Origin of the sequence: Paenibacillus sp. FSL K6-2393 (genome assembly GCF_038002545.1) — a bacterium.
GTDB lineage: Bacteria > Bacillota > Bacilli > Paenibacillales > Paenibacillaceae > Paenibacillus.
In genome coordinates, this window is sequence record NZ_JBBOCU010000001.1 from 5,238,037 (window position 1) to 5,251,711 (window position 13,675).

Below are 13,675 nucleotides of genomic sequence, written 5' to 3' on the forward strand. Positions count from 1 at the left end.
CACCGATATAAACCTTCGGTGTAAAAACTTCGTACCTTATCCGCTAAAACCACGATTTTTCACGTTCTACAGGTCTTGTTTAACGCTTGCATTCGATAATAGCTTTAAAACTTACAGATAAGGCCATGACTTTAGCCATAATATCTATTTGATATTCTCATCGTTGGTCTGAACTTTTTGGTTATGGAGTACTCCTTAAGATCTTCAGCCTCAGCATAAGCCTTCAACACTTCATGGTTTATTTCCATCACCTAATTTCATTTCTCTAAGGCCATCATGGCGTTACTTCTTTTTAAAGCTTCAGCGAAAAAAGAGAGAAATGTCTCTGCTCAAGAAACTATTTCATAGGATGCTGCTGTGTTATGTGATGTTCTGACTCGTTAGTTTATGATTCTTACAACATTTTTTGTATTTTTTCCCGCTTCCACAAGGGCAAGGTGAATTAAGCGTAACGTTTTTGTACAATTGCTTACCTTCTTCTGAATAATTAAAGAAAAGTTCCATTTCACTTATTTCTCCTGATAAGTATTCAGTAGTGTGTGCTACATTCATCATTTCTTTCGATATTTTCTTGAATTCTACATCTAAGTTAATACTGGGGTTAGAATCGTGCTCTATAATTATATATATAGCTGTATAAATATTTTTGAGAATTTGAATTACATGACGAAATAACCTTGGTTCACTCGAATACTCCAAATATTCACCTGTAATCATTTCAACATATTTTATTTGATCAATTGCCTCTACAAATTGAGCAGTATAAACTTTCCCAGTTCGAATAATTCTTTTTTTCTCATTATTAATTTCTTCGAAGATAGGAAATATGAACTGAAGAATACCTGATAAGAATCTATCATCGTTCTTCTTCTCTACTTGACAAGACTCATATCTGCTTTGAATTTTGGTAGTGTACATATACAGTAATATCCAACATTTTTTTTTGATTCCGTTCTCATTCATTGAGTTTAGAATATAGTCCGTTCTGACTTTAATATGCCCAAATTTTTCACCTTCTTGATCACTCAATTCAAGTTTAACATCGGTTAAATGAGGTTTTGCCTGAACTAATGGTGCAAAAATCGCTAGAATCGATTCGAACGAGAACTGTTCAACTTCTCCAATATACATACCAGATAACTCCATTGCGCTGTCATTTTCACTCTCTTGGTCTATTACGATACCAAATAAGCCTAATACAGCGTATGCTTCAAGTGATTTGTTTGTCACTTCATCTTCTGCTAAATAGGAATCTACATTATCAATTCGATACTTATTGTTAATTAGAAAAACCGTAAATGCTGCAATCGAAGAATACACTGTCTCAGATAGTAGATTGATTTGGTCGAAGAAATTATCAAAACTATACTCTTTAGTGGAGATAGTTTTGGTTTTCTTTTGTCTATTCCTTAGTATTACCCTTTGATTGTCTATATCTATATCATAATCTACATGCGCTTCAGAATGACGTATGATACTATCTACACCTTCAACAAAGTAGTTAAGCTTATAATTTGTTAGTGATGCAAACTGACCACAAATATCACCAAATCCGGTCCATTCAATTAATTCATCGATATCAAAACTCTTTTCCCTATCTACGCAACTTGCCAATAACAAAAAAATCATAGAATCACGATATATCCCCTCACATAGATCTTTATACCATTTCAGTCCATTTGTCATAAGAACATGACTAGAAGGATTATGACCAAAAACAAATCCAATAGCTATTGAAAGGTCACTTAACTTTTTAAACATATACTTGTATTTTGCAGTATATCGGCTAAGAAACTCACAAACTAAGCTATTATTCTTTTCAAAGGCTTTCTCATAAGTTTTGTATGCGATACTTACCTTCCTAAAGAAACTTTCATCATCAAAAGCTATAGTACCAACATACTTGTAGATAGATAGTTTTAATAGATCATCATTTGAATAGTGTTCTTTATCTCTAGATAAAATTGATCGAAAATAGTAACTTGTTTGCTCGCACACATCACTAATTTTCTCTTCAATCGTTCCTTCATTGGAGGTTTGCCATACCATTCCTAATATAGCAGAGTGATTTAATTCACCATTCTGAAACAAATCAGTTACATTTTCGATATTGCGAGCACCAAATATACTTGAAAGTATTTTTAATTCTTGCGCTGAATTATCCAACTTTACCTGTGAAGTGTCTTTCAATTTCATAGCATCGTCAATGTTCAAGGCAATAGTTGACATGATTAGTTCAACGATGGATTCCTTATAGGCAATAACCGTAAGAAGAAGCCTTTTGTGAATATTTCTAAAAACTTTAGTAGGCTCAAATAAAGTGACCTCACCTAATAGAACATATAATTTAATCAAAAATGTGTTTATGTCATTAATAATTTGATTAGTTTCAACTAACTTAATACCCTCCTGTGTCATATTTATTGAGTAGAAAATGTCAAACCTTAATTCGTTACTTAGTATACTAATATACTCCGAAACTTTTTCCATTTCATTCTCATAGCAATTCTTAGTTCTTATACCCTTTCTAATAGCTTTTTTTAACTCTTTATATTCCAATTCCCTATTTTCAATGCATGATAATACATTGTCCAATAATAATTTGCGAGATTCTACATACGGATCAACAGATTGTCGTTGATCCTCAAGTGATATACCACATTCCTTGCATACATCATTTGTACATTCATTAAGGTGGCCATTAGCACATTTTATAGCAAAATAGTCTAATTCTATATTTATCAAAACTATCACCTCTTAACATGGATTAGAAATCTAATCTCACCTAACGTCTCTGTATTCACGACCCAGTGTATGCTGGGTGTCCGGCGATCCCCAACCAAGCCGAACTAAGAACGAATGTGCGCAGCGTGAATATTTTGTAAAAAATTCAATCCAATTAGGCACGCTTAAAATAATCGCTAAATTTTTTGATTAATTTCTTAAAACCTCCTATTTCGTTGACTGGTTCCATTTGTTTTAAAAGCTGTTTTGTAACTTCTATAGGTGGAGAGGAATCTTCTTTATTTTTCATTGTTTTTTTCGTTTCTGGAATATTAATTGATATAATATCACGCTCACTTTTTATATCAGTAGAAGACTTAGCTAAACTGTTTACATTATTTTTAGTACTTTCTTTCTTACTATTTACTATTTTTTTCTCTTTAATCTCTTTACTACTAAATCTTAAAAGCAAATCTTCATCTTTGATTACACTTACATTTAAATCACTAAGTGTATTTAAATAATACTGATCTGTAGGCTCGTAATAACTAATCTTTCCGAAAGCTATGATCATGTCGTCTTTTTTGATGTTTGTTTCATTCTTTTTGGCTGGATATATAAAGGAAGTTGTAATACTCTTCCCACCGATTTCATAAGAGTTTATATAGATTTTCCCTTTGCTGACTTTAATGCTTTGAACAATATATATGACGAATCTTTCCTTGGAATGCAGACTCTTATTAAGCTCATCTGCTAGAATAACTACTTCATTAATCCCTAATTCTTCGTTTCCTGTTTTGTATTTAAATTTGATTTTACCTAATTCATCAATTGCATTTTTTTCAAGAAGATTTTTCATTTGCGAAACTGTTCTTATAATATCTCTAAATATTTTTTTATAAGTTGTATATTTATTGTACTTTTCAACTTCTTTAGCCGATGTATTTTCGTTAGGCTTAACTATTTTTTTATTACTAAATCTATCCCCCTGTCTTCTTAAAGTATTAAGATCAATAATAATTTTGATTTCTCCCTCATTGCCGCTAAGTGTTTCAATTAATTTTTGTCCTTCCCATTCAGTATTAAAATATTCCACTGTTGTTCTCTTGCAACTATGTCCACCTCTACCTGGTAATGCTCTAAAAAATTCATTTTGCACTCCAGTTACTTCTAAAGAAGGTTCACAGAATGGACAAAAAATCTCTCCTTGTTTATGTATTGATCTATTGTAATCTGAAATTTTTATGTATCCATTTTTATACTTTGCAATAGTTAATTTATCCATATTGCCTCCGTCTCTGCTAATTGTATTTCACCTAACATTTGTGTATTCATTAACCCCGAAAGGGTTTTCTGTTGATATGCTCTTCGAAATACATCCCGCATACCCAGGCTCCGAAGGAGTCGTAGCTTGAATATGTTGTTATATGATGATGATTCTTGTTCGAGCTTGCTTACTAACCTGCTTTTTTTCATTACTCATTTTATTTTGATGTCAACTTTTTCGACGTGTTATCATATTCTTAAATAAAAACCGAGTGCAGCGAACACTTGGTCAGTACAATTGGCTTGAATGGTCTATCCCTTCTTAAGTCAAATCAGGACAAAAACCCACCTTCGGCTATCAACCTTGGGGTGGGTTTTTACTTTCTCTTTCAGAGTCATTGCATCTTTCACCTCCCTTCGAAGGAAAACCATACCCACCCAAGATTCAATTGTATCTGTATTTTACCTGTATTGACATCTGCGTACAAGTGTTCTTATCTGCTTTCTTGTATTTTTCTTTTATTCTATTTGTTGTCCATCATTTCTATCATATAACGTTCCTGCATTCATGACTCAGCGCATGCTGGGTGTCCGGCTAATGCCGGACCAAGGACGAGTGTCCGCAGCGTGAATATTATGTTATAAGATGTCCTCAACTTCCGTGATAAACGATCAAGTAATTTGTATATTGAATTTCTGAAGGGCATTATTTATTGCAATGACTTCATTCCACTCTGAAGAATCTGCTTCTCTTATTGGTAAAAACATTGTGTATGCTGTATAGCCTAATTCAAATATGGGTTTATCTGATTTTAATAAAAACGGAAATCCTATATGTGCAATTATTCCGAGCACTTGACTAGATCGGTCCCTAAACTGTTTCCAATGTATCTGCTCTTTAATAATTATTTGGATTAATTCGTTGGCAGTTCTCACTGACTTATCTGCATGATCAAAAGTTTCTACTGTGTTCATATTTTTATAGATTTTATCAAGCGAAAGTGCAATAAATCCGTAGTGATTAGTCTTTTTTATCTGAGCTTCTGCTTCTTTTATGTTTTGTTCAATACTTCCTCGCCCATTTAATCTTTTAGCAGCTACTGCATATTTTTTTGCTTTGAAATTAAATGTGAAGTCTGGTTCCTCAAGTTTCACTTGAAGCCCAGACCTTTCAAATATTGAACTTAGGTAATATTGAAATTGATAATTCCATGGTTTGGTATCTTTATTATTTTCAATAATCCCTCCACTAAATATGGATTGAATTTCACTTCGTACAGTTTTGTCTGTACATGATAAAACATTTTTCGAATTTGCAATCGTTATTAATTCCCAGTAGTCTTTATACCCTTGTAGTACATTTTTATAATTTTCATTGATCATCTCATAGTTTTTAGAAGCTATAGCATTGATATAATTATTGAAAGTTCTTTTTTTATATTCTTCAAATCTACAATTACTGTGAATAGAATAATTATGGCTTCTTAATTGATTGAGCGCTTTTTCGATCATCAATGGAACTTTCCTCACTTCTTGATCAATACCATAGTGTGGTAATAGCAAGATTAGCACCTTCTTTAAACATTTATTATTAATGCTTCAACGCTTCGGAGGATTTCTTATAACGTTCCTGTATTCACCCAGTGTATGCTGGGTGTCCGACAAATGTCGGACCCAGGGCGTATACCCGTAGCGTGAATATTATGTTATGTGTAGTTGATACCATCTTGAATTAACTTACTTAAGTCTTTAATATTGCTCTCTAAAAATTCATTTCCAAATATTAAAACCTCTTCTATAAATTCAGAGTTTGCTTGAAAAATAGATTTAGATTCGCTTCTATACAATTTATTAGACTCAATATATTCTTTGCATTCCTCTGAAATTCGTTGACTGAAAACATTGAAAAATGGACCTTCATGTACTATTCTGTTGCGAATATCTTTTAGAATATTCATTTTAACCCACAAAGAACTATCAACTTCTACATCATTTTTAACAAAGAATTTTCTTATATGATCTAAACCACAATATCTAAACTGTTCAATGTCGGTTTTTTTATTATCTAATGAATACATTACTATATTACGAATTTCTACTTCTATGAATGAAAACCAAGTTACAAATAAAGAACATAGAATATACTGAGGTATGTCGACATTTTTCTTTTTATAATCAAAATAGTTATATTCGTGCTCAATATCATCATCTAGATTTATATTTCCAACAGAGGTATCAAAATAACTTTTCAATGATTCATATTTATTATATAAAGTATTTCTTCTAAGCAACATTTCTTGTTCCATTTCATTTGTCCTCTCATATTCTTTTATCAATTACACATAAAATACTTCTGGCAGATCAAGAGCCGCATGGCCCACAACGCGAATATGTTGTTAGACGAAGGTTCTGACCTCATCGAGATACATAAATAAATTTAAATTCGCTATGAAAATATTCCAATCTTTACACCAATAGACTTACTAAAATTCTTATTTATATAACAACTCGCTGCATATAAAAAAGATATATTCTGAAACATATCTATTATTTGCGAATCAGTAACAGCCTCATCCCAAGTATTAAATCTTGAACCTACTAAATCAAAAACATCCTTTGCTTTTAATCTCCAGAATTCTGTCCCGATTGATTCAATTTCATGTCCTATTGATTGTCTACATTTCTCATGATCATCTGAGAATAGGTCCAAATAGTAAGAAGAAAGTTCTCCAATTTGTGGTTTCTTGTGTTTTCTAATAAGGTATTGAATGTAATCTGTGTAAAGATGCTCACCTAATTGTGACTTGAATGTATTTACATCCATATTGATAAGTTCTTCTTTTGAAAAATTCTTAGACAAATCAAGCCCTCCCAATTAATTTGAATTTAGGTCTTGTAAATAATATATTACAGAACTTTCGTCTAACCTTCCTGTATTCACGACTCAGCGCACGCTGAGTGTCCGGCGAATGCCTGACCAAGGACGAATGTCCACAGAGTGAGTATATTGTTATATGCTGCCTAATTATCTTTGAAATCCTTTTAACTTTAATCACTTTTTCCAGGAATAATTTTGGTCAAGCGTATATCCAAGCTTTTATCAAGATAATGAATCTCATAAAAGCTTTGTGATATCTAATACTTCAAAATTTTTGGTGTTATCAACTCCATCAACTAAGAGACAAATATAAGCATTGTCAAAATTAAATTCATGTTTTTTAAACTCTGATTTATGCTTATTCATTTCTTCTTTTAAAACAAAAATAAAATGATTAAAATAATCAATATTCATTAAATTAAGATCCAGTCCGTATTTAAATACTATCACTTGTAACATAATTCTATTTTCATTTATCTCTATAAAACTGTTGTTAGATTTAATTAGATTTTTAATCACTTTCTTTGTAAGATGACTGACATCCCAAGTAGTCTCCCAGATTTCAGAAAAACTTATTCCTGCCATCTCATTTGGATCTACAGGAAATAATTGATATATACCTTTGCCTCCCAGCTGCCTTATTTCATCTGTAAGAGGTTGAAATTTAATTTCTATTCTTTTAATTTCTTTATTTCTTTTTTTCTCGTAGATGAAGTTACCGTTATACAAATTTAAATTTTCAGTTCGAAAAAAACTCAATAATTCCTCACCTATTTTTTGTGATTCTTTTTCACTAACTATAGCCATTGGCATATGTACAATAAAGTTATCTTTGATATAATCATAAAGTTTTCGATCTATAATATTTGTCACTTGTTCAAAAGCTCCGTTTATTAAATCCCTGCCTTTTGAAAGCGCAATGTTTTTTTCCTCTTTAACTTTCTTTTGAGAAAAAGCGTGATGAAGTTGTTTAACTTCAATTGTCAGTAATTCATTACTAACAGTATTTTTGAACTGGAAATCCGCTGTAACTAAATTTTTAATTACCTTGTCCGGACAATCATGATGTTCATATTTCACTCCTTCTTTAGTTTGAAGCCATTCCATAAATAATGATACCTCTGGAAACTCACACTCTTTTGTTTCGCAATGTTCACAATAGTTCATTTGCAAGAAATTCATTTTTTCCTCCCATTAAAGTAAATATTAAATATTTATCTTTGTTTCTTCTTTTAGCTTGCATATAACGTTTCCGTATTCACGACGTCCGCGAAGGCGGATGTGTCCGGCTGCTCCTGCTTCCCCGAAATTCTTCCGGACCGAGGGGGGTATGCTCGATACGTGAATATTATGTTATATGAAGTAAGGTGCATCCTTGAGATACTTTCAGCCTTATTCCTATTGATTATTAATTTCGTTCAAAATATGAGGTATCTCTTCAAACGATTTTATCCAGATCACGTTCAGACCTAATTCCTTTGCATCCTGTTCTTCTAAGAAGTAAGCAAGAGTGTCTACTTCTTCTTTGGAATGATTATAGATAATTGGTAGTTTCTTGATTATGTAGTGATTAAGTAATTTATCTGGACTCTTTCTTATAGAAACGTCTAACAATCGTCTCATATTAGGGTCAGTCAAACTTAAACCAATAAATAGACAAGTGTTCTGGTTTAATTTGTTAAGTTGTATAAGGTTTGACCAACTGAATGGTTCGATAAATTGACTATGATAGGAATCCTCACTAAAAACTATTTTCGACTCGTGAGGAATGTCTCCGAATCGTGGGAGATATCCATGAACATGATAGATGGGTATTTCATCTGATTTATGTTTAATACCCTCACAATATATTGGTTTGTTTTTGATATTATTATTATTCAAATTCTCTTCAATAAGAGAATCAAAATTAAAAGTAATAATGGAATCCAGTGGTCGCTTATCTCTTTGAGGTCTTGCTAAATTTGTAATTGCATCAATTGTATCATTTAACGTAATATCACCCGAGTATAACGCTCTCCGTACTTCATCCTGAAATTCATTCCCCAAGTTATTTTTCAGGTATTTTCCAATAATTAGATTTGAATATTTAACATTGAAATCACTAGTGTTCTCAAAGTTGATATTTATATTATGATTGTTAGAAATCCTTTTCATCATTGCTTCCAATAATTTATTTAGTAGTACGTTCCACGTTGGTACCCCCGCACTCACTGATGTTCCAGCTCCACAAACTAATGTTAATCTTCCTTCAGATAATGATCTTGCTAATATTTTTTTATCTTCTGTCTGAGCTTTCTCATAAAATTTATCATTATCGATTGTAGATTGGTTGTTCTTCTTTTCCTCAGATAACCCACTAAGTAGTTCTCTCATTCCTTCATCAAAATTATTAGTTAAATTTATATACTTATAATTTGACAAATAACTTGGAACACTACTGTTGTCAATTACTACCGGCACAATCTTCCTATCTTCTCTTGAGAGGTCACCTAAGACCATAGCAGAAAACTCTCGAAATACCCATTTAGAATTTAATGAACTATTACTTAAAATCATTATTATTGCATCTGCATCCTCTATACCCTTATTAATTTTTTCTATAATGTTATCTCCAACATCTATTTTCCATATATCCATCCAAATATCATGACCAGCATTCATTAAAATGTTCCCAATTGAAGCAGCAATTTCTTTATCATCATGACTGTAACTAATGAAAACTTTCATCATTGCACCTGCCTACTTTTTTTATTCTGCACTTATTGCATATAACGTTCCAGTATTCATGAGGCCTGGCGAATGCCAGGCTTGTCCGGCCGCATTTGCTTCCCCGAAATTCCTCTACCGGACCAAGGGCTTATGCCCGATGCATGAATATAATGTTAAGCGTTGCTTCGGACTTCCTGAGTTATCCCATCCCTTTACCTCGTTTTGCTGAATTGCATCGTCTGTCTCTTCATCTCAGTGCCAACTCAAATTCCGAGTCTACTCTAACTATCTTGTCAACCCTTTAGCAATTCTCAGTTTCTACACTGTCTTAAATATTTCTTGTCAGAAATTTCGTTTCGCTTAATTTTTTTTTATTATTGACGACGAAGACCTCCTTATTTATTAGCCTGTAAATTATGAAGCGCATATTACGGAAATACTCGAATAAAACTCCCCTGAGTGCTATTAAATTGAACTCCATCAATATATGATAAAATTTTTATCATACCTTCGAATTCGATCTTAAAGTTTTCAATGTCTTTTGCGTTGGAATTATACCATTTTGACACATCTTCAGAAGCATGAACGTTTCTATGTCTGTTGTTCACAATTTCATCCAACATAGTTTTATCATTTCCAGAAAATGCATTACATCTTAAACCATCTTCAATGTCAAAATTAAGTTCCGTCATTATTATGTTTTTGATCTTATCAAATTTAGGGTTATTGAGTGATTTTAATCTTGATACAAGTTCTTGAAGTAAGGTGTCATTATCTCCTCTTATCATTGCACTAGTATAAATTATGTGCTTAACAGAACCTTCTAAAAACCTTGTTGCTTTTGTATACACATCTGTATTTAATACTGATCGAATCTTCACATCGTTAGCAGTTCTTATTGTAAATTGCTCAATATTCATCAGCTCTCGAAGAAAACTATTATAATATGAATCAATATCAGGATGATTAAAATTCATATAGATCACCGCTAAGAATTTTATAACCAATATTAATTCTTTGGCTTGTTTTTCTCCCTTTCATTTCACCTCTACTAACCATTTCAGTTAATCTATTAAAACTTTCATTCAAATTATCGACTCTAATATCGTCTCTAATAAGCAATCCAATCGGTATAATAAATGCATCATACAAAGCAAGACTAAACCTGCCGTTTTGTATCAAAACTTCACTGCCCAAACGACCTTCAACAAAATCTAATGTATTAAGAAATAGTTGACTGTAACTTTGAGCTTTATTATTATTAAACCTATTATCTTGTAAAAAATGATCTATTTCGTCATTAGATTTGTATGTAGTAATATGTCTAAAATGTTTATCCATAACTGTAAAGAATTTAAGTATTAATTCGTAATCTCTGTACCTATCATTTTTTGAGCCACGATAGAGATTTTTCCATAGGTAATGTTCACTAAGGATTTCAATTTCTTTCAGCATATCCCCAGCAAACATACGATTTCGTAGTTCTTGACTAGTTAAGCTTTCGCCACCAATATTTAATCTATAAAAGATATCTGTAATTACGTCTTGGCTGTTTTCCATATAGGCTACAATAGTAACTGGAATCCTTGCCATTAAAAATTTATTTTTCTCGTGCTCACTAAGTTCTTTAAATGTATGTTTTTGAAAAGTGACCATATTTTTTTTATTGTAATGATCAAATGCAAAATAATATAATGAAATTAATCTTTGAATACCATCTATAATTGTATATCTGTTGTATTCTTCTTCATAGAAAAATAAATTAGGCACTGGATAATCATTCATTAAAGAATCGAGAAACAAACTTTGCTTGGATTCAGTCCATCGTACGCTACGCTCTAAATTCTCATCAAAAGTTATGATTTTCTCTTGTAATTGGTTTAAAATTTCACTCACAGACATTGTAATATTCATCGTCTTTATTGGATTATAATTTTCCCGATACATATAATAGCCTCCGAATCATTGATATTTTTAAACACTTACTTGTTCTAAAATACTTATGCCTATGTTAAATATCATCCTTAAAGTTATCTGTTGGTCGACCTGACTTGCATAGTAAGTTTGTCTCAGTTAAAAGTTTACTTCGTTTATTCTACATTTGCCGTGTCTTCTTCGATCCTGAATACACTTAGTTGGTTCTTCATGCCACCATTGTTTATCATTTAAGTTATTTGTACTTTTGTATTTATAATATTCTTTTTCGAAGTTTCGCTTAACATCTAATCTATGTACTTCGTAAATATCATAAATCCTAACTGATATCAGAACTACGTATATGATAACCTATGAGGTGATTTATGCGAAGAAAAATTTGGTGAAAAAGGGAAAATTATTTTATACACATTTCTTCATATCCCTACGATCCAATGAACTTTGAATACGTCGAGTATTTTCAATGTCAAATGTCAAAACAAAAAGGAAGGCCTTTCTCATCCCGTAGGGAGACAAGCGACCTTCCGATGCCTTATTAATTCTTTACCGGAGATACACTACTAATCAATTTGTTCTAATGAATAATAATAAACCATTGAACCAGCTACTATTTCATCTGGTGATATCCCTTTCCCTAAACATATACCGATATTCTTTTTACCAACAATCGAATGATTGATTTGAGAAGAAATAACATCATATATCTGCTCTTCCCCATCCATTGTTTTAATCATAATCTGTTTACCGATCATCTCTTTGATTGTTGAAGGAAGTAGTTCATCCAACTCTTCATTAGCCCCCATAACGATGGTTCCGAATTCCGGAGTATCGAAGACTAACCCCACGCCAAACAGCATTTTAGTTTCCATTATATGGCCTCCTTATCTCTGATCTATGAATAGCTCGCCTTTGACATCTCGCACTCTGAGATCGGCATTACGAAGTCTAACCATCGCATCTCTCAATAAAGCATACCGTTCAGTAGAATTGAGTTCAGGAGCAAACCTTGCTGCCCGGATACTTGCCTGAGCCTCATCAAGAGCATAGTTTCTTTTGATGACTTCAGGAGGAAGATCATAAAGTGGGAACGATCTGCCTGCGATAGAAGCCTCATAGTGCCCAACAATCTCGTGAGCTAGTGTAGCATTCATTGAAATGCGTGTATTCGCACTCAAAGTCCCTACTCCCGGGGCTGCTGCTGGTAAGACATCCGTATTGATGACCAAGCGATTATACATCATGCCTGTATTCCAGGTATCATAATAACCAGGTTGTGCAATTAAGATATTTTCTTCGGGGAAATCAAGCTTGTTCAAGTAACTCTTTATCTCAATCTTTTGGTTATCCGTCAGCGGAAGCTCATTGCGTTGTCCGTCACTTAAAATCTGTCTAAAATCCACTGCCCCCTCATATTTGACAGGGGTATCGATATGCAGCTTAGGTTTGAAAACAGAGCTGACGCCTAATACCATACCACCCGTACCAAGCATACTTGCCCAATGTTCACTTGACCAAGCATTTGTAGGTAAAACGGCTTCTCTAATCGTTCCATGGACTCCAAATGTCAACCAGTTCAGTGTGTCTTGAGGCGACTCAAAAGCTTTGTCAGCTCGATCAACATACCCGTTTACGAGTCCACTCGGAATACCAAATGTCCAGTAATCCAGAAATCCGCCTACACTATCATATCTCTTCTTATATCGGTCGTCTGCCGATTGTATAAATGCTTGTCCTAGCTCTTTTAAACTATCTACAGACTTCTCAACTGCATTACGATCGTCTACACCTTCCTGTGGGCCACAAGCATTCGGTGGGGGTGGTGGTAAACAGTTCATGTCTACTTGCCCTTCCGACTCGTGATCAGCTTGGAGAAATCGTTCTCCATGGTTATGTAACACAGTTGATATTGAACTCATAAGTGTGACAACTTCAGTCATAACAAGCTGTGACTTCTTGAAATCATAGTAGAACCTTTCTCTAGTACTCCCATCCCAGTTCGCTTCTATATCAGTCATGCTTCGTAGAAGACTTTCATTCATGTGTTGAAGAGTAGTATAAGCTGTAGAGAACTGTTTACTAATTGCGAAAAGTTGCTCTGTCGTAACCATAATTCTCGTCATAGAATACCTCACACCTACTAAAGAAATATTTAGTTTCTGAATT

General features: G+C 33.0%; 11 protein-coding genes and 1 pseudogene. All 12 read right to left on the reverse strand.

Features of this window, described 5'->3' with window-relative positions; translation table 11 throughout:
* Window positions 1-360: 360 nt before the first annotated feature.
* Window positions 361-2,745, reverse strand: coding sequence for an SEC-C metal-binding domain-containing protein (locus MHI14_RS23230; RefSeq protein WP_076290086.1), 2,385 nt, complete (start codon window positions 2,743-2,745; stop codon window positions 361-363).
* A 154-nt stretch (window positions 2,746-2,899) separates the two neighbouring features.
* The gene (locus MHI14_RS23235; protein WP_341131319.1) at window positions 2,900-4,009 is read right to left on the reverse strand and encodes a hypothetical protein; all 1,110 of its coding nucleotides are present in this window, start codon (window positions 4,007-4,009) and stop codon (window positions 2,900-2,902) included.
* Between the two features lie 653 nt (window positions 4,010-4,662).
* Entirely contained in the window at window positions 4,663-5,502 is an 840-nt protein-coding gene (locus MHI14_RS23240; RefSeq protein WP_143764754.1) for a hypothetical protein, read from the reverse strand.
* Window positions 5,503-5,696: 194 nt separating this feature from the next.
* Entirely contained in the window at window positions 5,697-6,296 is a 600-nt protein-coding gene (locus MHI14_RS23245) for a hypothetical protein (RefSeq protein WP_076290089.1), read from the reverse strand.
* 140 nt (window positions 6,297-6,436) lie between these two features.
* Complete coding sequence (locus tag MHI14_RS23250; RefSeq protein WP_341131320.1) at window positions 6,437-6,850, reverse strand: hypothetical protein; 414 nt, start codon at window positions 6,848-6,850, stop codon at window positions 6,437-6,439.
* A gap of 255 nt (window positions 6,851-7,105) precedes the next feature.
* Window positions 7,106-8,050 carry a hypothetical protein gene (locus tag MHI14_RS23255; protein WP_076290091.1) on the reverse strand — a complete coding sequence of 315 codons (945 nt, stop codon included), beginning with the start codon at window positions 8,048-8,050 and terminating at the stop codon, window positions 7,106-7,108.
* A gap of 216 nt (window positions 8,051-8,266) precedes the next feature.
* On the reverse strand, window positions 8,267-9,598 hold the full coding sequence (locus MHI14_RS23260; protein WP_341131321.1) for a TIR domain-containing protein: 1,332 nt from the start codon (window positions 9,596-9,598) through the stop codon (window positions 8,267-8,269).
* A gap of 407 nt (window positions 9,599-10,005) precedes the next feature.
* Window positions 10,006-10,554: a hypothetical protein gene (locus tag MHI14_RS23265; RefSeq protein ID WP_076290092.1), complete on the reverse strand. Its 549-nt coding sequence runs from the start codon at window positions 10,552-10,554 to the stop codon at window positions 10,006-10,008.
* Complete coding sequence (locus MHI14_RS23270; RefSeq protein ID WP_341131322.1) at window positions 10,544-11,524, reverse strand: DUF262 domain-containing protein; 981 nt, start codon at window positions 11,522-11,524, stop codon at window positions 10,544-10,546. Before MHI14_RS23270 ends, MHI14_RS23265 begins: the two co-directional genes overlap by 11 nt.
* A gap of 548 nt (window positions 11,525-12,072) precedes the next feature.
* On the reverse strand, window positions 12,073-12,381 hold the full coding sequence (locus MHI14_RS23275; protein ID WP_083678964.1) for a hypothetical protein: 309 nt from the start codon (window positions 12,379-12,381) through the stop codon (window positions 12,073-12,075).
* Between the two features lie 12 nt (window positions 12,382-12,393).
* Complete coding sequence (locus tag MHI14_RS23280) at window positions 12,394-13,347, reverse strand: WXG100 family type VII secretion target (RefSeq protein WP_256716856.1); 954 nt, start codon at window positions 13,345-13,347, stop codon at window positions 12,394-12,396.
* A 30-nt stretch (window positions 13,348-13,377) separates the two neighbouring features.
* Window positions 13,378-13,632 (reverse strand): annotated as a pseudogene (locus tag MHI14_RS23285) (WXG100 family type VII secretion target); the annotation flags it as partial.
* Window positions 13,633-13,675: the final 43 nt, after the last annotated feature.